Below are 19,138 nucleotides of genomic sequence, written 5' to 3' on the forward strand. Positions count from 1 at the left end.
TTCAGTCCTTGGGAGCGTAGAGAGCGTGTTTGCCGATGTACTGCACAACACCATCGGGGACGAGATACCAGACCGGCTCGCCACGATGACGCCGTTCGCGGCAGTCGGAGGAAGAGATCGCCAGAGCCGGGATCTCCAGCATGGTGATGCGGTCGGCGGGGATCTTCGAGATGACCTCGGGATCCATCGCATAGCCCGGGCGCGTGCAGCCCACGAACTGGGCTAGCTCGAAGAGCTCGTCGGTGTCGCGCCAGGTGAAGATCTCGGCGAGCGCGTCGGCCCCGGTGATGAAGTAGAGCTCGGCCTCGGGGAGCGCCTTGGCGAGATCGCGCAGCGTGTCGATGGTGTACGTCCGGCCCGCCCGGTCGATGTCGACCCGGCTCACCGTGAAGCGCGGGTTGGCGGCGGTCGCGATGACCGTCATCAGATAGCGGTGCTCGGCCGGCGAGACGTCCCGGTCGGCCTTCTGCCACGGGTCGCCGGTCGGCACGAAGACGACCTCGTCGAGGTCGAAGAACGACTGCACCTCGGAGGCCGCCACCAGGTGGCCGTGGTGGATGGGATCGAAGGTGCCGCCCATCACCCCGACACGACGCTTGCCGGTCAGGCCCTCCAGGCCTGGCTCGGGCGCTCCCCCGCTGCCCATCTGATCAGCGCTCAGGAGTGTTCACGGCCACCGGCGAACCAGACCAGCGCCATCAGCGCGAAGACCAGGATCGCCAGGGTCCCGCCACCGATGACCCACTCGATGCCAGAGGTGCCGTGCTCGGCCCCGTGCTCAGCGGAGGTGATGATGCTCGACAGAACGGAGTTCGACATGGCGCACAGATTACCTTGTGACAGCTCGGGTAGCCGCTTCGGACTAGCGTAGGTGTCCTTCGCCGGTGACGACGTACTTCGTCGAGGTCATCTCGGGCAAGCCCATCGGGCCTCGCGCGTGCAGCTTCTGGGTCGAGATCCCGATCTCCGCGCCGAATCCGAACTCGCCGCCGTCGGTGAACCGCGTCGAGGCGTTGACCATGATCGCCGCGGAGTCGACGGCTGCCGTGAACCGCCGCGCCGCGCCCAGGTCTTCGGTGACGATCGCCTCGGTGTGACCGCTCGACCATCGTCGGATGTGCTGGACGGCAGCATCGAGAGACGGGACGACCGCGGCACTGATCTTCAGTGCCAGGAACTCGGCCGCGTAGTCCTCGTCGGTGACCGGCTCGACCATGTCGTAGGCCTGGAAGGCGTCGTCACCGTGGATCTCGACGCCACGCTCCTGGAGCGCGGGGATCACCGTGGGCAGGAACTCCTGGGCGATGTCGGCGTGCACGAGCAGCGACTCGGCGGAGTTGCACACGCTGGTGCGCTGGGTCTTGGAGTTGATGACGATCGCGAGCGCCTTGTCGAGGTCGGCGGCCTTGTCGACATAGACGTGTACGTTGCCCACCCCGGTCTCGATGACCGGCACCGTGGACTCCTCGACGACGCTGCGGATCAGGCCGGCACCACCGCGCGGGATGAGCACGTCGACCAGCCCGCGAGCACGCATCAGGGCCTTGACCGAGTCGTGACCCTCACCGGGCACGACCTGGATCACGTCGGCCGGGAGGCCGACGGAGACCACGGCGTCGCGAAGCACGGCGGCGATCGCCACGTTGCTGTCCACGATGTTGGAGGAACCCCGGAGCAGCGCCGCGTTGCCGGACTTCAGGCAGATCCCGGCCGCGTCCACGGTGACGTTGGGACGGGCCTCGTAGATCATTCCAACCACGCCGAAGGGGACCCGCACCTGGCGCAGCTCCAGACCGTTGGCGAGGGTGCTGCCGCGGACGACATCTCCCACCGGGTCCGGCAGAGCGGCCAGCTCGCGGAGCGCGGCGGCGATCCCGTCGAGGCGCTCCTGGGTCAGCGTGAGACGGTCGACGATGTTGGCCGGGCTGCCCGACGCCTCGGCACGGGCGACGTCGCTCGCGTTGGCCTCCAGCACCTCGTCGGACCGCGCGAGCAGCGCGTCGGCCATCGCGTGCAGCGCCGCGTCCTTCACGCTGCGCGGCGCGACCGCGAGCTCGTAGCTCGCCTCTCGTGCCTTCGCCGCCACCTCACGGATCACTGCCTCTGCGCTCATAGCCAGAAGCCTATGCCGTCCTGCGGAGGCAGGCATCGCGTTAATCGCCGTGCGGACGCGGACGACCGGGTCAGTCCCCGCCCAGCCCCAACAGAGCGCTCAGCCCCTCGAGGGGGCCGAGAGGTCGCTCGGAGGGTGCTGCCGTCGCCGTCGGCTCATCGCTCGCCGACGCGGACGCCGAGGGCCGCACCTTCCGAGGCGGCTTCGCCGGCTTCGACTCGCTGTCCTTGCCCGCAGGTCGGGCTCGTGGTGACGTCTCGAGCCGATCCTGCTTGCCGGCCGGACTCGCCGCGGTCGATGCGGTCGCCACGGGCTCGGTCTCGTTCATCGCCGGGTAGTCCACCGGCGGCTGGTAGGACTTCCTGACGAACGCGATCCCCGACATCGTGCCGGCGAAGAGTGCCGACAGCACCAGCGCCGAGATCCAGGGCGCCCAGCCGCGCCACCAACGTCCGGCGGGACCCCGGGCCCCGTCGACCTCACTCGCTCCCACAACCATTCCCCCAGGTAGCGCCGGCACCGTCCGACGCGCTCAGCATTCTAGTGGTGAACCGAGCCCTTCGGGGCGGTGGACATCACCGGATCGCGCGATCTCGAGCAGGAGATCGTGCGCCCGGGCGGCCACGGGATTGTCGGTACGCCGCGCACCGAGCTCCACCAGCGCGACCAGATCCGCGGAGCGCGCCAGATCCAGTGCCTCCGCCGTGCTGCCACCGCGCACCGAGACGTAGCCTTCCAGCACCCCCGAGACGTACGCCTCCCGCCGGTCGAACCGCAGCAGGTTGCCGAGATCGGCGAACGGGGAGCCGGCATGGGCGAACTCCCAGTCGAGGACCGCACGCACGCCCAGCGTCTCGGGGTCGAGGATCAGGTTCTTGGGGTTGAGATCGCTGTGCACCAGGCTGACCCTGGCGACGGTGTCGAGCAGGTCCTGCGCGTCCGCGGCCGCGTCGCGCAGACCCTCCAGATCGGTCGGTGACCAGTCGAGGCGATCCGCGTACGCCTCGACCCAGTCGGTCAGGTCCAGCGCGTACGCCTCGACCCGCAGCTCCTTGTCGGCGAAGGTCCCTGCGGTCAGGAACGGCATCCCGGCCAAGGTGGCCGCGATCTCCCCGAGGCCGCGCCCGAGCCGAGCCTGCTGGTCCTCGTCCAGGTCGGGAAGCAGCAGGTCGCCGCGTACGCCTTCGACGAACTCGGTCACCAGCAGTGCGGGCGTGCCCATGGCGGGGTCGGCGCGGCGTACCTCCAGGACGTCCGGGACCGGGACGAGGCCCCGCACCAGACGGTGCAGGGCCTCGTGGATCTCCGCGGCCTGCGGGTGATGGCGCGGGTCGGCGAAGACCCGCACGACCGACCTCTCCCCACCGGCCTCTGCCAGGAACGTCTCTCCCGACCAGCCGCCGTCGAGCGGCCGCAGGCCTCCATCGAGTTCACCGAAGCTCACTCGCCGAGGCTAGCGTCCCGACCTCAGGCGCAGGGTCGGTACCTCGGCTCGCTGTAGACCTTGTGGGTCGCCTTCGAGCTGTTCCACATCTTGTTGAACCGATCGGTGTAGGCGTTGTAGTAGGTCTTCGAGGTGAAGCGGAAGGTGACCTCGTCGTTGCTGAACGACGGCGGCGACCAGTTCTCCGAACCGGTCCAGACGCTGTTCGTGCCCCGGCCGCCGAAGCTGCCGTTGACGCTCATCCACTTGTAGTGGGAGTAGCAGCGCGAGCCATAGACGATGTTGTCACCGCTCGTCGACTTCTTCTGACCCCAGTCCCAGGCGGCGTCGCGCACCGGGATGCCGACCCGCTTGAGCTTGCGGTAGACCGTGTCGCTGGTGACCGAGCCGATCGCCCGGACCACGCAGCCGCGCTTCTTCAGCCGGACGACCTCGTCGGCGATGCGCTCGCCACGGCGGCTGTACCACGCGTACATGTGGATCCGCAGGATCGTCTTGCCCTTGGTGCCGTAGCCCTTCGGCGCACGGCAGCCCACGCGGCGCAGACGGTCGATCACCCGGTCGCCGGAGCCGCGGGCGTAGACCTCTTCGCTGGTCGCCCCGGGACGAGTGCGCTGGAACCCGACAGAGGTCCCGCCACCGGTCCACGACACGTAACGCGGCGTCGCCTTCCGGTCGGCCTTGAGCTCGTTGAACATCCGCAGCCAGGTCCGCCACAGGCTGGCGCTCGCGTAGATCGTCTGGGCGTCGTTCCACTGGGAACCGGCCGCACCACCACCGAGATTGCCGGAGCTGTTGATCACGATGTTGCGCTTGGAGCCGACCTGGGTGAACGAGTGGATCTTGATGTGCAGGTTGCCCTTGCTGTATCCACGGCAGGCGCCGGCGCAGCCGTAGATGAAGCTCGGCCGGTGACGCTTGGTGCCGAGGGTCGCAGCCAGCTTCCGCTCGCCGCTGCTCCACATCTTCCGGTTGACCAGGATCTGCACGTGGACGCCGCGCTTGTGTGCGGCGATCAGCTGGTTGACGGTGTCACCGCGGTCGAGGTTATAGGTCACGAACCGGATGTACGACCCTCGCACCGAGTAACGGATGCTGTTGTTGATCCGGCTGACGACCGCGTTGCGCTGCGCCGCCGAGCCGGTCGGGTTGTTGAAGAACGGGCCCGCGGGCGGCGACCAGGGCGCCGCCGTCGCCGGCGTCGAGACCACCGACATCGTCGCCATGACCAACGCCGCAACACAACCCGCCACCGCCGAGGCGATCGAGATTCTCCGGGTCGTCTTCGACCTCAGCAAATTGACCCACATGGCCCCGGACTATACCCAGCGATGTATCTCCCAGGCGACAATTCGCCGAACATGACACCAAACAGTAAAAAACCCGTCTCCAAGCCGATGCTTGGAGACGGGTTTTCGGGACGTACGTCCCGGGTTGTCAGCCCGGCCGCCTTCGGCGGCGGGACTTCCTCGCTCGGCGCGAGTACACGAGCAAGCTCGGCACTCGGCCTCGCTCGTCAGCCCTTAGCGGCCTTCACCGCGTCGGTGACGGCCGGGAGAACGGTGTGCAGGTCGCCCACCACACCGAAGTCGACGAGCTCGAAGATCGGTGCCTCCTCGTCCTTGTTGACCGCGACGATGGTCTTCGAGGTCTGCATACCGGCACGGTGCTGGATCGCACCGGAGATCCCGTTGGCCACGTAGAGCTGCGGGGAGACGGTCTTACCGGTCTGGCCGACCTGGAAGGTGTGCGGCATCCAACCCGAGTCGACGGCGGCACGCGAGGCACCGACAGCGGCACCGAGCGCGTCGGCGAGACCCTCGACGGCAGAGAAGTCGCCGCCGGTGCCACGACCACCGGAGACCACGATCGCGGCCTCGGTCAGCTCGGGGCGACCGGAGGCCTTACGCGGCTGGGAGGCCACGATCTGGGCGGTCTTGGCGGCATCCGAGATGGTCACCTCGAACGGGGTGACCGCGGCGGCGCCGGCCTTCTCGACCGGAGCGGCCGAGTTGGGCTTGACCGTGATGATCGGGGTGCCCTTGGTGACCTTGCCCTTGACCGTGAAGTTGCCGGCGAAGACCGACTGGGTCGCCACACCGGACTCATCCAGGTCCACGGCGTCGGTGATCAGGCCGGAGTCGAGCTTGATCGCCAGCCGGGCGGCGACCTCCTTGTTCTCCGCGGAGGAAGGCAGCAGGATCGCTGCCGGGGAGGCGGTGCCGGCCAGCTGCGCGAGCGCCTCGGCCTTCGGGGCGACCAGGTAGCCCTTGATCTGGGCGTCGTCGATGACGTACACCTTCTCGGCGCCGTAGCCCTTGACGGCCTCCGCGGCACCAGCGGCGCCGTCGGCACCGCCGATGTAGACAGCGGACGGCTCGCCGAGCTTGGCGGCCAGGGTCAGCAGCTCGTAGGTCGGCTTCTTGACCTGACCAGCTACGTGGTCGATGAGAACGAGAACTTCAGCCATGATTCAAAATCCTTTCTCGGCCTCAGATGAACTTCTTGGACGCGAGGAACTCGGCCAGCGCCTTGGCGCCCGAGCCGTCCTCGTCGGTGACGATCTCACCAGCGGTACGCGGCGGACGGGCCGCCGTCTCCTCGACCGCCGTGTAGGCGGCACCGAGGCCGACCTGGCCGGCGTCGACACCGAGGTCGGCCAGCGACCACGTCTCCAGCGGCTTCTTCTTGGCCGCCATGATGCCCTTGAACGACGGGTAGCGGGCCTCGCCCGACTGGTCGGTCACCGAGAGGACCAGCGGCAGCGTGCCGCCGATGACCTCGGTGGCGACGTCGCCGTCACGCTTGATGCGGATCTGGTCGCCCTGGGTCTCGACGACCGAGGCCAGGGTGACCTGCGGCAGGCCGAGGCGCTCGGCGAGCATCGCCGGGACGACGCTCATGCCGGCATCGGTCGAAGCCAGGCCGCCGACCACGAGGTCGACCGGGCCGAGCTTCTCGATCGCCTTCGCGAGCACCAGCGAGGTGGCGATCGAGTCGGAGCCGGCGATCGCGTCGTCGACGACGTGGACGCCCTTGTCGGCGCCCATCTGCAGCGCCTTGCGCACAGCAGCCTCGGCGGCCTGGGGACCAACGGTCAGCGCGGTGACGGTGATCTCCTCGCCGTCACGCTTCTCCTTGATCTGCAACGACTGCTCGACCGCGTACTCATCGAGCTCGGAGAGCAGACCGTCGACGTTCACGCGGTCGACGGTGAAGTCGTCCTCGAACTGCCGGTCCGCGGTCGCGTCCGGTACGTACTTCACAAGCACAACAATGTTCATGATGGTGCGGCCTTGCCGGCCCCTCCTGGAATGGTCGTAGTTCGCCAGCGATGTTACCGGTCAGTCACATATGGACGACAGGTGCCTTCGCGTTGAGAATGTCACATGCGGTCATGGCCGGATGAAACCAGCCACGATCCGGCCGACGATCAGCCAGGCCAGAGCGCCGATACCCCAGTTGAAGAGCGCGTTCTTGGTGACCGCGTCCTCGCCGCCGAACTGCTTGATGCCGTTCTCGCGCGAGAACAGGCCCAGATCGGCCACGTCGGCCGCATCGAGCACGAAGGCGACGAGCGTGTTGCTCTGATTGGCGTCGAGCGCGATCAGCAGAGCGCCGATCGCCAGCGCCAGGGCGGCGATCAACGCGATCACCCAGACCACTCTGGAGGCGTAGGACCGGACGGTCTTGACCATGCCCGGACCGGAGGACGTCTTGGTGTCGGACACGAGAGTCACTTCCCTTCGAAGTTGGCTTTGCCCGGGCCGTTCTCGAGGAACGACCCCATCCCGATCTGGGAGTCCTGCGTCGCGAACACGCCGGCGAACTGCTGCTGCTCGATGGCCAGCCCGGTGGCGAGGTCCACCCCGAGCCCCTTGTCGATCGCCGTCTTCGCCGCCGCCAGGGCGTACGGGGCCGCCTTCTTGAACTGGCTCGCCCACGCGAGCGCCTCCTCGTAGACCGAGGCCGCCGGCACGAGCCGGTCGGCCAAGCCGATAGCAAGCGCCTCGTCTGCCTTGACGAAGCGGCCCGAGAAGATCAGATCCTTGGCCTTGGACGGCCCGACCAGCCGCGCCAGCCGCTGGGTGCCCCCGGCACCGGGGATGATGCCGAGCAGGACCTCCGGCTGACCGAAGGTGGCGTCGTCGGCGGCGATCCGGAAGTCGGCGGCGAGCGCGAGCTCGCATCCGCCGCCCAGTGCGTAACCGGTCACCGCGGCCACCACCGGCTTGGGGATCTCCGCGACAGCCGTCACCGCTGCTTGGACACCGGCGACCCGCTTGGCCATCTCGGAGTAGGAGAGGCCGGCCATCTCCTTGACGTCGTTGCCGGCGGCGAACAGCCGCTCGCCGCCGTAGACGACCACCGCTCGTACGTCGTCGTCGGCTGCCGCCTCGGTTGCTACCTCGAGCAGCTCGGCCTGCACCTGGAAGCTGATCGCGTTCATCTTGGGACGGTCGAGTCGGATCGTGCCGACGCCGTCCTCGACGGTGAGGTTGACGAAGTCACCCATCGTGGCGCTCCCTGTCTGTGAAGGCGGTTACATGTGTCCGGAACCCTATCGGGTGCCTGGGACGTCTCGTGTGCCGGTTCGCGGTACAGGCGTTGCGTGTATCGCGTAACCCCAGCCGGTAAAGGGACGTTTGGCCCATATGACCGCAACACGTTCCAGCCGCGCCCGGGTGGGCATCGGTGCCGCGCTGAGCCTCGCCCTCGGCGCCTTCGTGCTGGCGACGCCGGTCTCGGGTGCCGCGCTCTCCACCACTGACAACACCGACAACGCAGACGACACGACCGAGACGGCCCGCTCCGGTGGGCTGCTCGGCCACGAGGCCGACACCGGCCTGGACGTACGCGACCGCGTGCTGCCCACCCCGGCCCAGGAGTCCGCCGCCAAGGCCCTGGACGCCGTCGACATCCGCTGGAACGCCCACGGCACGCCGACATCGTTGATCACCTCGGACGGCGTGCTGGCCCCCGCCGGATCGTCCGACCCCGTCGCGGCAGCTCGCGGGTTCCTCGAGGACAACGCGGAGGTCTTCGGGCTCTCGGCGAGCCGGTTGGACGGCCTCGAGCTGGTCAGCGACCAGAAGCTGGCCGCCGGCGGCGGCCATGCGGTGCTCTTCCGGCAGGCCTACGACGGCCTGCCGGCAGCGACCGAGGGTCTGGTCACCGTCGGAGTCGCTGACGGGGACATCGCCTACGTCTCCTCGTCGCTGTCGAAGGTGACCGGGAGCGTCGCGGAGGCGAAGCTCAGCCCGACCGAGGCGTGGCTGAAGGCGGCGGCCGCGGCCGGGCGGCCGATCACCGGCTCGAAGACCGGCGAGATCGTGACCGACGCCGCCGCGAAGCTGACCGACTGGACGAAGCTGACGGTGCCCGGCCTCGCCACCGACCAGCTGGTGCGGTTGCGCGCGCTCCCGGTCCCCGGTGAGGGCGTACGTCCCGTCTTCCAGGCCACCGTCGTCGACTCCGCCGCCGCGACCCTGCTCGGACAGACGGTGCTGGTCGACGCGGTCACCGGCGAGGTGCTCCTGCGTCGCGACAACGTCGACCACGAGAACGACATCGAGGGACCGTTCGCCGGCACGGCGCTCAACGCCTGCGGGCCGAAGCACCCCTTCGAGATCGCCGACGACAAGACCCGCACGCTGGCCGCGGTCGCGGTCGGGCTGCCGGCCGACGACTTCACCGTGAAGCTCTTCGCCCCGGACGGGAAGCTGCTGGTGGAGGGTGACCTGCTCACCAGCCCCGAGACGGCGACCTACACCGCGGAGAAGATCGACCCCGGGACGTACGCGGTCCAGGTCTGTCCCTTCGACGACTCGCTCCTCGTCGGCAGCTACACGGTCACCGTCGCGTCCTCCGATGCCGGCGCGGAGACCGGTGACCTGCCGGGCAGCAACCCGCGCTGGTCCTACTTCCCCGGCACGCCGGACGCCGCCTCGACCGGCGGTGACGCGGTTCCCGCCAACGACGTGATCGCGTGCTGGACCAAGGTCGCCGAGTGCACCGGGCCGGAGCTGAAGAGCCTGGCCAACGCCGGTCCCTGGGACACGCTGCTCAACACGACCGTCGGCGTGCCGAGCCTGACCACGATCGGCAACAACGCCAACACCCACGAGGGCTGGCTCTCGCCGCTGGCCGCCGGTGGCCTCGAGCAGGCGCCCGTCTCGCCGGTGCGCGACTACACCGGGAAGTTCACCGACGCCTGGAACAATTCGAAGTGCTCGCCGACGACCCTGGTCCCCGGCGGCAACGACGTGAACTACGTGGTCGGGAACCTCTTCGCCAGCCACAACCGGATGCATGACTGGTCCTACTTCCTCGGCTTCACCGAGGAGAACTACAACCTGCAGACCGACAACCTCGGCCGTGGCGGTCGCGGTCTCGACGCCGAGGTCGGCAACGCGCAGGCCGCCGCGCTCGACTCGCAGGTCATCGAGCAGAGCGGGCTGCTGACCGGCCGCAACAACGCCAACCAGCTGACCCTGATGGACGGCGTTCCGGGTGTCACCAACCAATACCTCTTCCAGCCCGCCGCCGGCGCCTTCTACGCACCCTGCACCGACGGGTCGCTGGACTTCGGGATCGTGGGCCACGAGTACACCCACGCCATCTCCAACCGGATGGTCGGTGGTCCCGACGACGGCCTGACCTCGGAGCAGGGCGGCGCGATGGGTGAGTCCTGGAGCGACCTGGCCGCGGCCGAGCACATGTTCGCCCACGACCTCTACAACGGCGGCAGCCCGTGGGCCGTCGGCTCCTACGCCACCGGCAACACCGACATCGCGATCCGCGACTTCGCCATCGACGAGAACCCGCTCAACTTCTCCGACTACGGCTTCGACAGCACCGGGCCCGAGGTCCACGCCGACGGCGAGATCTGGAATGGGACGATGTGGTCGGTCCGGCAGGCGCTGGTCGACAAGTACGACGCCACTCATCCCTACGCCGACAAGGCACTGCAGCGGCGCTGCTCGGTGGGCACCGCGTCCGCCTCCCCGCTGGCGCCGGACCACTGCCCCGGCAACCGCCGCTGGATCCAGCTGGTCTTCGACTCGTTCCTGCTCCAGCAGGGTGCGACCTCGATGCTGGACGCCCGCGACGCCTTCCTCGCCGCCGACCAGATGCGCTTCGGCGGCGCCAACCGCCAGGTGATCGCCGATGCGTTCGCCCGGCGCGGCATGGGCCAGTACGCCACCACGACCGCCGACGACCACGAGCCGACCCCGAGCTTCGCCTCGCCGGCTTCGCGCAACGTCAAGGTCACCTTCAGCGCGCCGGCGCCTGGGAAGGTCTACGTCGGCCGCTTCGAGGCGCGGGCGACCCCGATCGCCGACACGCTCTCCAACACCGCGCTCGGGTCGGTGGCTCACTTCGTGCCGGGGACGTACGACCTCCTCTACGTCTCCGCCACCGGGGGCGCCCAGCGCAAGACAGTCACGGTCTCCCCCGCGGAGATCACCAAGACCGTCTCGTTCGCGACCGGGACCAACCTGGCCGCGGCCGCCAACGGAGCCAAGGTGCTCTCCTCGACCGAGGGCTCCCGCAACCCGGCAGCCCTGATCGACGGCACCGAGGCCACCAACTGGGGTGGGGTGACCGCGGACAACGTGGACGCCATCACGCCCTCGATCGCCGTCGACCTGGCCGGCGGGACGCGCACCGTGAAGACGGTCAACGTCAGCGCCTACCTGTCGCCGGCCACCGACACGGACGCCGACTCAGGATCGCGCTTCACCGCACTCCGGAAGTTCGCACTGGAGGCATGCGTCTCCGCCTGCGACACGGCCGGCGCGACCTGGAAGCGCTTCTACACCTCGGCCGACGACGCCTTCCCCGGAAAGCGCCCCAGGCCGGTAGCGCCCAACCTCAACCTGCGCCCCTTCGACGTTCCCGACACGTCCGCCGCGGCGGTCCGTCTGGTGGCGTTGGAGAACCAGTGCACGGGCTATGTCGGCTATGCCGGTGAGCAGGACGCTGACCCGCTCACCACGACCGACTGCAAGACCGGCTCCGACCGCGGCACGATCGTCCACGCGGCCGAGCTGCAGGTCTTCGGGCAGTAGCCGGACCCGCTTCTACCCTGGCGTCTCCGCCGACGCCAGGGTAGAACGGGACACAGCGGCGGGCGGGGGTCCTGCCGGTCTGGAGATCGACGATGAAGGCTCTGAGGTACGTCACGATCGGCGCTGCGCCGGAGATCAGCGAGGTTCCGGTGCCGGAGCCGGGGCCCGGCCAGGTGCGGGTGAAGATCACCGCGGCCGGCGCCTGCCACTCCGACTCCTTCCTGATGGGCCTGGCGGAGGACGCCTGGCAGTCGTTCGGCTACCCGCTGCCGATGACGCTCGGCCACGAGGGCGTCGGGGTCGTCGACGCCCTCGGCGAGGGGGCGCACGGGATCGAGCCCGGTGAGCCGGTGGCGATCTACGGGCCGCAGGGCTGCGGCCGCTGCTACCCCTGCGCCCAGGGCAAGGAGAACTACTGCGAGCGCGCCGCCGAGCTCCACATCACCCCACCAGGCCTCGGCACCGACGGGACCATGGCCGAGTACGTCCTCGTGCCGGACGCCCGCCACCTGCTGCCGCTCGGTGACCTCGACCCGGTCGCCAACGTGGCGCTCACCGACGCCGGCCTGACGCCCTACCACGCCATCAAGGGCTCGCTGCCCAAGCTGATCGCCGGCTCGACCGCCGTCGTGATCGGCGCGGGCGGCCTCGGCCACGTCGCGATCCAGCTGCTGCGGGCCCTCTCCCCCGCGACCGTGATCGCGCTCGACCTCAGCGAGGACAAGCTCGCCCTGGCCACCGACGTCGGCGCCCACCACGCCTTCCTGTCCGACAAGACGGCCGCCGACAACATCCGCAAGGTGGTCGGCGCCCGCGGCGCCACCGCCGTCTTCGACTTCGTCGGTGCCCAGCCGACCGTCGACCTGGCCTCGTCCGTGATCGGCGTGGAGAGCGACCTGGTCATCGTCGGCATCGGCGCCGCCAACGCCCAGGTAGGCGCGCTCGCCAAGCCGTACGACGCGGCGATCCGGGCTCCGTACTGGGGCTCGCGCTCGGAGCTGATGGAGGTCTTCGACCTCGCCCGTGCCGGGCTCGTGCACGTGGAGACGGAGCGGTTCTCCCTGGACGAGGCACCGGAGGCGTACCGGAGGCTTCATGAAGGCACGCTTCGCGGCCGCGCCGTCGTCGTTCCCTGAACCGTTCTCGGAGCTGGGTGAAGCCGGCATCAGCGCCGATCGAACGACAACCCGACCCCAGCCAGCCCCGCAGCAACCAGCGCGGTCGCGGCCAGCACCCAGAAGAGCGCGTCATACCCACCCATCACCGCAGCAAGCGCAGCCCCCACAGCCGGAGCGAGCGCACCTGCGACACCTGCGGGCGCGGAGTAGACCCCGTTGAGCGCGGCGTACCTCTCCGGACCCCACACGTCGCTGACGACGGTCGCGGAGATGAGCGTGTAGAGCCCGCGGGCGGTCCCGGTGAGCACCGCGACGACGATCATCACCCAGCCGACCGCGGGCAGCAGCGGGAGCAGCGCGACCGAGGCCGCGAACCACAGCACTCCCCCGAGCATCCGAGCCCGGACGCCGAGACGCCGCGCCAGGAGCGGGTAGAACGCCCGCCCCGCGACCTGGCCGGCGCCGCTGAGCCCGAGCGCCCAGGCGGCGGTGGTCGGGCTCAGCCCGTGCCCGACGAGGAACGGCACCAGGTGGACGATCGAGGCGAACACGACCATCGTGACCAGCGTGCCCGCGACCGTGAGCAGCACGAACCGACGGCTCCGCAGCACGTCCCGGTCCCGCATCGGCCGACCGTCCTGGCTCGGTGCCGCCGGCGCCCAGGCGAGGTCGAGCACCACGACGCTCGGCACGAAGGTCAGCACGACGAAGGCACCGGCCAGGATCACGTACGTCCATCGCCACTCGACCCAGCCCGCCAGCGCGTCGGTGAGCGGCGCGAAGATCGTCGAGGCGAAGCCTCCGGCGAGGGTGAGCGTCGTGATCGCATCCACCCGCCGCGTACCGAACCAGTGCGTCAGCGCCGCGAAGGCCGGCGGGTAGAAGGTGCCGGCGGTCGAGAGCCCGACCAGCAGCCAGCCCAGCGCGAAGATCCAGTACGACGGCGCAGCAGCGACCACGAGCAGCGCCACCGTTCCCAGCAGGCTGGCCCCCGCCATCACCCACCGCGGTCCGTAGCGCTGGATGATCCGCCCGACGGGGATGCCCGCCACCGCCCCGAGGAGCGTGCCTGCGGAGAAGGCGGTGGTGATCGCGGCCGCCGACCATCCGGTGGCGTCCACGATTCGCGGCTGCAGGACGGTGAAGGCGTAGTAGAGGACGCCGTACGCCGCCGTGACGGTCACGCAGAGCGAGACGAGCACCGCTCGCAGTGGCCGACCCTCGACCCGCCGTTCCACGTCCCAGACCTCCAAGCAGCACGTACGTTCGTGACCCCCGCGCACGCGCCGTGTCGGCCCGGGTTCAGCGTTCCAGGTGGACCTGCTCGAGGACGCCGCTGAGCTTGGCCGGGTTGCGTACGTAGTAGAGGCCGGTGACCATGCCGTCCTCGACGTGCAGCGTGACGACGCCGTCGACCTCGTCGCCGAAGTAAAGCAGCATCCCCGGCGCGCGGTTGACACTGGTCAACTCGAACCTGGGGATGCCGTACTTCGTCGCCAGCCCCGCGAAGAACCGCAGCACCTTCTCGGCGCCGTGGATCGGCTTGCGGGCCGCCTGGACCGCACCGCCGCCGTCGGAGAAGAGCACGACGTCGGGGGCGAGGACGTCCAGGAGCGACTGCAGGTCGCCGCCGGTCGCGGCGTCGCGGAACCGCTCCAGGGCTCGGCGCGCGTCGCTGGCCGAGACCGTCTCGCGCGGTCGCCGCTCGGCGACGTGATCGCGGGCGCGGTGAGCGATCTGTCGCACCGCGGCCGGTGACTTGTCGACCGCCGCCGCGATCTCGTCATAGCCCAGCGCGAAGACCTCGCGCAGCACGAAGACCGCCCGCTCGGTCGGCGAGAGGGTCTCCAGGACCAGGAGCACCGCGGTCGAGAGCGAGTCGGCGAGCTCGGCGTCCTCGGCGACGTCCGGCGCGGTCAGCAGCGGCTCGGGCAGCCACGGCCCGACGTACGTCTCCTTGCGGCGCGACAGCGTGCGGATGCGGTTGAGCGCGAGTCTGGTCGTGATCCGCACCAGGTAGGCACGGTGGTCGCGCACCTCCTCCAGCGGCACCTCGGCCCAGCGCAGCCAGGTCTCCTGGAGCACGTCCTCGGCGTCGGCGGCCGAGCCGAGCATCTCGTAGGCCACCGTGAAGAGCAGGTTGCGGTGGTCGACGAAGGCCTCAGTGGCAGCATCCGCGCCGGCCCCGCGGGACTCAGTCATGCCTCGGACCCTACCGGCGCCGGCGCCAACGGGATCTCACAGACGTCGGAGTAGCCCTGGCTCTGCAGCCCGGCGGCGGAGTTGAACCTCGAGCGCATGTTCTCCAGCGCGATCATCTGGGTCAGCTCCACCATCGCCTCGGCGCCCAGCTCGGCCAGCAGGGCCGCGACCATCTCGTCGGTGACGGTCATCGGCGTGGTCGTCATCGCCTCGGCGTACTCGATGACCTTCCGCTCGGTCTCGTCGAAGACGTCGGAGGTCCGCCACACCTGCACCTGGCTGATCTTCTCGAGGTCGAGGTTCTCGTTGCGGGCGAGGTAGTAGCCGAAGTCCAGGCACCAGCTGCAGCCGATCGTGCTCGCCGCGGCCATCTCGGCCAGCGACCTGTACGTCGGGTCGAGCGCCTTCCACTTCCCCGCCTTGGTCTCGAACCCCATCACCGCGCGCAGCACCGGCTTGTTGTGGAACAGGACGTAGCCGACGTCGGGGACCTCGCCGTACATCTTCCTGCTCACCCGCCGCACCACCGCGCCGTAGAGACCGGTCAGATCTGCCTTGGGGATCCTGAACGTGCTGGGCATCGTCGCCCTCCTGTGTCGTGCGGAGCATCTCGTCACCATCCAGACACCGGCACTCATCAGGATGTGACACTAGGGTTGGCGCCGTGAGCGAGCCAGAGACGACGACGGTGGCGGAGGGCGTTGCCCGGATCGAGTGGGCCGCGGGCGAGACCGTCGATGTCGTACGCCGCGAGGTGGCCGCCGCGCTGCTCACCCATCACCGGGTGGAGGCGCTGGTCGACCCGGACGACCCGACCGAGCAGCGCACCGCGACCTGGTCGGGGCTCCACCGCGAGGGCCTGCTCCGGGGCGTGTCGGGCGGCAAGGACCGGATGATCTACGCCCGGGTGGCCAGCGATGCACCGGTGGAGGCGCCCGAGGGCTTCCGGGCGCTCCTCAACTCGTTCCTTCCGCGCAAGCGCGCGATCGGGCAGATGCTGGTCCGGGACCCCGAGGACCGGGTCCTGATGTGCCAGCTGACCTACAAGAAGGACTGGGACCTGCCCGGCGGCATCGTCGAGGTCGGCGAGTCGCCGAAGCTGGCGACCACCCGCGAGATCGAGGAGGAGCTCGCCCTCCTCATCCCCGCCGGCGACCTGCTGCTCACCGACTGGTTGCCACCGTGGGGCGGCTGGGATGACGCCATCTGCCTCGTCTTCGACGGCGGCATCCGGCCCTCCTCGATCGTCGAGCAGACCACCCTCCAGCCGCGCGAGATCCGCTCAGTGGCGTTCTGCACCCTCGACGAGGTCCGCGACCGGGCCGCCGACTTCACCGCCCGCCGCGTCGAGGCCGCTCTCGCCGCGCTGCGCGGCGGCCGCGGCTACACCGAGTCGGGGCACGCGTAGCACTCCCTGCGCGACGAGCGCACCGAGCACCAGGAGCGCACCGCCGGCGAGCTCGCCGGCGCTCGGCACCTCGCCGAGCAGCAGCCACGCGGAGCCGATCGCGACCGGCGGCACCAGCAGGATCCACGGGACCACCGACGACGCCGGGTGTCGCGCCAGCAGCGAGTTGAAGATGCCGTAGCCGACGAACGAGGCGAGCACCACCGTGTAGGCAGTCGAGACGAGCGCCTCCCAGCCGAAGGCGGCCACTCCCTCGCGGATCCCCTCGGGCCCGTCGAGCACCAGCGAGAGCGCGAGCAGCGGGACCGGCACGACCAGGGCGGACCAGACGGTCAGCGAGAGCCCACCGGGCACCTTGGCCGCCCGTGAGATCACGTTGCCGATCGCCCACGACAGCGCGGCGAGCAGGCACAGCACCAGCGCGACGACGGGCACGTGTCCGCCTCGTCCCAACGCCACGACGATGAGCCCGAGGGCACCTGCGACGACGCCGACGACCTGCAGGAGGGTCGGGCGTTCACGCAGCACACCAGCCGCGATCACGATGGTGAGCACGACCTGAGCCTGGAGCACCAGCCCGGCGAGCCCGGGCGGCATCCCGGCGGCCATGCTCGTGTAGAGCAGCCCGAACTGACCCAGGCTCATGAAGACGCCCACCGCAGCGATCACCCGCCACGACGCCTTCGGCCGCGGGAGCAGGAAGACGGCCGGGAACGCGACCAGGACGAAGCGCGCGGCAAGCAGCAACAGCGGCGGCACGGACTGCCCGGCGCGCTCCTCGAGGCCCCAGTCGATGACGACGAAGTTGAAGCCCCACAGGACGGCGACGAGAACGGCGAGCAGCGAGTCACGACGGGTCACGCCTCCAACGATGACAACAAAGACAATGAAGCACCAGCGAATGATTCTTCATCCAATGACGTAGCATCACTTCATGATCGACCTCGCCTCGCTCGTCGCCCTCCGCGCCGTCGACACCCACGGCTCGGTCGTGGCGGCCGCCGACGCCCTGGGTTTCACGCCCAGCGCCGTGTCACAGCAGGTGAAGCGGCTCGAACGACAGGTCGGCGTACCTCTGCTGGAGCGGGTCGGCCGCGGCGTCATGCTCACCCACGCCGGCCGACACCTGGTCGACGAGGGCTCGCGGCTGCTCGCCGACATGGAGTCGCTGGAGTCCAGGCTGCACGAGCAGGCCACCACCGTGGCCGGGCGGCTGCGGCTGACCGCCTTCTCGACCGCGATGCGCGGGATGGTGGCGCCGGTCGCGGGCGAGCTCCGCACCGCCCATCCCGACCTCGCTCTCACCCTCTCCGAGCGCGAGCCGTGGGACACCGTCGACCTGGTCGCCACCGGTCACAGCGAGATCGGCGTCGTGCACTCCTGGGGCGACGTGCCGCTCTCCATCCCCGACCATCTCGTCACCACCGAGCTCCACCGGGACATCGCCGACGTGATCGCCCATCGCGACCATCCGCTGGCCCAGCTCGCCAAGGTGACCCCGCACGACCTCGTCGCCGAGGACTGGATCGCGACACCGGAGGGGACGATCTGCCGGCAGTGGCTGAACCGGATGTACGCCGGCACCGGCCAGCTGCCGCGGATCGCGCACGTCTCGATGGAGTTCGACAGCCATCTGGCCCTGGTCCGAGCCGGGCTCGGGATCGCGCTCATCCCGCGTATGGGGCGCGCAGCATTGGGTGGGGACCTGGTCGCCGTACGTGTCGTCGACCCGGTCCCCACGCGCGAGATCCTCGCGCTGCACCGGCGCACGATGGCCGCCTCGCCGGCGGTCAACGCCGTGCTGACGGCTCTCGCGGCTCAGAACAGCGCAGAGGCCAGCGACTGACGGCCCTTGAGCACGCGCTCGTCGTCGTTGCCGACCGCGGCGAAGAGCCCCAGCAGGTGCTCGCGGGCCTTGTTGCGCTCGTCGCCGGACGTACGCCGCACCAGCTCGACGAGCCGGAGGAAGGAGTCCTCCACGTGGCCGCCGAGCAGGTCCAGGTCGGCGACGAGCGTCTGCGCCTCGACATCGTCGGGCGCGGCCGCGGCGGCGGCACGGGCCGCGTTGAGGTCGACGCCCTGCGTACGCTGCAGGACCTTGGCCATCGCCAGCCCGGCTGCGGCCTCGGAGTCGGCGGGGTTGGAGGCGATCAGCTTCTCGTACTCGGCCACCGCAGCGTCGATGTCGCCGCGTTCCAGCGCGTCCTGGGCCGGGGCGTAGCGCGGATCCATCGCCGGCTCGTCCCCGTCCTCGGTCGCCACGGCACCGCCGAGGGCGTTGGGCTTGTGCCGCCCACCGATCCCCTGGGTGGTGAGCTGCTGGCCGAGCTGCTGGAAGACCGTACGCAGCTCCTCGAGGCTGAGCGCACCCGGGATCGGCTGGGTGACCGGCCGGCCGTCGAGCAGGATGTAGAGCAGCGGCACCTGGGCCACCTGCAGCGCCTGCGCGATCTGCGGGTTCTTGTCGATGTCGACCCGGCCGAGGAGGAAGCGGCCGTCGTACTCCTCCACGACCGTCGAGACGTCACCCGCGTAGGTGACGCTCTCGGGGGCGCGGGAGGCCGAGTAGAAGACCAGGACGACCGGAGCGGTCATCGACGCTTCGAGCACCGACTGGAAGATCTGCTCGTCGACCTCGACGGTATAGGAGCCGGCGCTCCGCCCCTGGGCGGGAGCCGCGTCGGCCGGACCGCCGAACGAGGCGTCCTGTGCGGGAGTGGTGCTGGCGAGCCCGGAGAGGTCGACGGCTCCGGGGCGGGAGAACGGCTGCTGCGTCAT

19 protein-coding genes and 1 pseudogene are annotated in these 19,138 nt (G+C 69.8%); 5 read left to right on the plus strand and 15 right to left on the minus strand.

Annotation, left to right across the window (positions count from 1 at the left end; all coding sequences use genetic code 11):
• Position 1: 1 nt before the first annotated feature.
• The 6 genes from nadD to IEY84_RS06565 form a co-directional block, all read right to left on the minus strand.
• Positions 2-646, minus strand: coding sequence for a nicotinate-nucleotide adenylyltransferase (nadD, locus tag IEY84_RS06540; RefSeq protein ID WP_183543532.1), 645 nt, complete (start codon positions 644-646; stop codon positions 2-4).
• Between the two features lie 11 nt (positions 647-657).
• Positions 658-819, minus strand: a complete 162-nt coding sequence (locus IEY84_RS06545; protein ID WP_183543534.1) for a hypothetical protein — start codon at positions 817-819, stop codon at positions 658-660.
• A 43-nt stretch (positions 820-862) separates the two neighbouring features.
• Positions 863-2,113, minus strand: a complete 1,251-nt coding sequence (locus IEY84_RS06550; protein ID WP_183543536.1) for a glutamate-5-semialdehyde dehydrogenase — start codon at positions 2,111-2,113, stop codon at positions 863-865.
• Between the two features lie 70 nt (positions 2,114-2,183).
• Positions 2,184-2,606, minus strand: coding sequence for a hypothetical protein (locus tag IEY84_RS06555; RefSeq protein WP_183543538.1), 423 nt, complete (start codon positions 2,604-2,606; stop codon positions 2,184-2,186).
• Between the two features lie 39 nt (positions 2,607-2,645).
• Positions 2,646-3,557, minus strand: coding sequence for a phosphotransferase family protein (locus IEY84_RS06560; protein ID WP_183543540.1), 912 nt, complete (start codon positions 3,555-3,557; stop codon positions 2,646-2,648).
• Positions 3,558-3,580: 23 nt separating this feature from the next.
• Complete coding sequence (locus IEY84_RS06565) at positions 3,581-4,768, minus strand: phospholipase D-like domain-containing protein (protein ID WP_268244438.1); 1,188 nt, start codon at positions 4,766-4,768, stop codon at positions 3,581-3,583.
• Here IEY84_RS06565 and IEY84_RS06570 point away from each other — a divergent pair.
• Positions 4,650-4,922, plus strand: coding sequence for a hypothetical protein (locus IEY84_RS06570; RefSeq protein ID WP_183543544.1), 273 nt, complete (start codon positions 4,650-4,652; stop codon positions 4,920-4,922). The genes IEY84_RS06565 and IEY84_RS06570 overlap by 119 nt on opposite strands.
• Positions 4,923-5,073: 151 nt before the next feature.
• Here IEY84_RS06570 and IEY84_RS06575 read toward each other — a convergent pair whose 3' ends face one another.
• From IEY84_RS06575 to IEY84_RS06590, 4 genes are all read right to left on the minus strand, one after another.
• Entirely contained in the window at positions 5,074-6,027 is a 954-nt protein-coding gene (locus tag IEY84_RS06575; RefSeq protein WP_183543546.1) for an electron transfer flavoprotein subunit alpha/FixB family protein, read from the minus strand.
• A 22-nt stretch (positions 6,028-6,049) separates the two neighbouring features.
• Positions 6,050-6,841 (minus strand): electron transfer flavoprotein subunit beta/FixA family protein, encoded by a 792-nt coding sequence (locus tag IEY84_RS06580; protein WP_183543548.1) that lies wholly within the window; start codon positions 6,839-6,841, stop codon positions 6,050-6,052.
• A 111-nt stretch (positions 6,842-6,952) separates the two neighbouring features.
• Positions 6,953-7,288 carry a hypothetical protein gene (locus IEY84_RS06585; RefSeq protein ID WP_183543550.1) on the minus strand — a complete coding sequence of 112 codons (336 nt, stop codon included), beginning with the start codon at positions 7,286-7,288 and terminating at the stop codon, positions 6,953-6,955.
• 5 nt (positions 7,289-7,293) lie between these two features.
• Complete coding sequence (locus IEY84_RS06590) at positions 7,294-8,073, minus strand: enoyl-CoA hydratase/isomerase family protein (protein ID WP_183543553.1); 780 nt, start codon at positions 8,071-8,073, stop codon at positions 7,294-7,296.
• Between the two features lie 139 nt (positions 8,074-8,212).
• On the opposite strand from IEY84_RS06590, the gene IEY84_RS06595 reads away from it, so the two are divergent.
• Both IEY84_RS06595 and IEY84_RS06600 read left to right on the plus strand, forming a co-directional pair.
• Entirely contained in the window at positions 8,213-11,632 is a 3,420-nt protein-coding gene (locus IEY84_RS06595; protein ID WP_183543555.1) for a M36 family metallopeptidase, read from the plus strand.
• Positions 11,633-11,724: 92 nt separating this feature from the next.
• Complete coding sequence (locus IEY84_RS06600; RefSeq protein WP_183543557.1) at positions 11,725-12,768, plus strand: NAD(P)-dependent alcohol dehydrogenase; 1,044 nt, start codon at positions 11,725-11,727, stop codon at positions 12,766-12,768.
• A 29-nt stretch (positions 12,769-12,797) separates the two neighbouring features.
• Here the strand turns inward: IEY84_RS06600 and IEY84_RS06605 are convergent, their stop codons facing one another.
• From IEY84_RS06605 to IEY84_RS06615, 3 genes are all read right to left on the minus strand, one after another.
• Entirely contained in the window at positions 12,798-13,988 is a 1,191-nt protein-coding gene (locus IEY84_RS06605; protein ID WP_183543560.1) for an MFS transporter, read from the minus strand.
• Between the two features lie 64 nt (positions 13,989-14,052).
• Positions 14,053-14,952, minus strand: a complete 900-nt coding sequence (locus IEY84_RS06610; RefSeq protein WP_183543562.1) for an RNA polymerase sigma-70 factor — start codon at positions 14,950-14,952, stop codon at positions 14,053-14,055.
• Entirely contained in the window at positions 14,949-15,533 is a 585-nt protein-coding gene (locus IEY84_RS06615; protein ID WP_183543565.1) for a carboxymuconolactone decarboxylase family protein, read from the minus strand. Before IEY84_RS06615 ends, IEY84_RS06610 begins: the two co-directional genes overlap by 4 nt.
• A gap of 83 nt (positions 15,534-15,616) precedes the next feature.
• Here IEY84_RS06615 and IEY84_RS06620 point away from each other — a divergent pair, with 83 nt between their 5' ends.
• Complete coding sequence (locus IEY84_RS06620) at positions 15,617-16,360, plus strand: NUDIX domain-containing protein (RefSeq protein ID WP_229788407.1); 744 nt, start codon at positions 15,617-15,619, stop codon at positions 16,358-16,360.
• 24 nt (positions 16,361-16,384) lie between these two features.
• On the opposite strand, the pseudogene IEY84_RS06625 reads toward IEY84_RS06620, so the two are convergent.
• Positions 16,385-17,221 (minus strand): annotated as a pseudogene (locus tag IEY84_RS06625) (EamA family transporter); the annotation flags it as partial.
• 73 nt (positions 17,222-17,294) lie between these two features.
• Here IEY84_RS06625 and IEY84_RS06630 point away from each other — a divergent pair.
• The gene (locus IEY84_RS06630; RefSeq protein WP_183543569.1) at positions 17,295-18,206 is read left to right on the plus strand and encodes a LysR family transcriptional regulator; all 912 of its coding nucleotides are present in this window, start codon (positions 17,295-17,297) and stop codon (positions 18,204-18,206) included.
• Here IEY84_RS06630 and IEY84_RS06635 read toward each other — a convergent pair.
• The gene (locus IEY84_RS06635) at positions 18,179-19,138 is read right to left on the minus strand and encodes a co-chaperone YbbN (protein WP_183543571.1); all 960 of its coding nucleotides are present in this window, start codon (positions 19,136-19,138) and stop codon (positions 18,179-18,181) included. The two genes, IEY84_RS06630 and IEY84_RS06635, sit on opposite strands and share 28 nt — an antisense overlap.

This window comes from Nocardioides albus, from assembly GCF_014648255.1.
In the GTDB taxonomy this organism is placed as follows: Bacteria; Actinomycetota; Actinomycetes; order Propionibacteriales; family Nocardioidaceae; genus Nocardioides; species Nocardioides albus.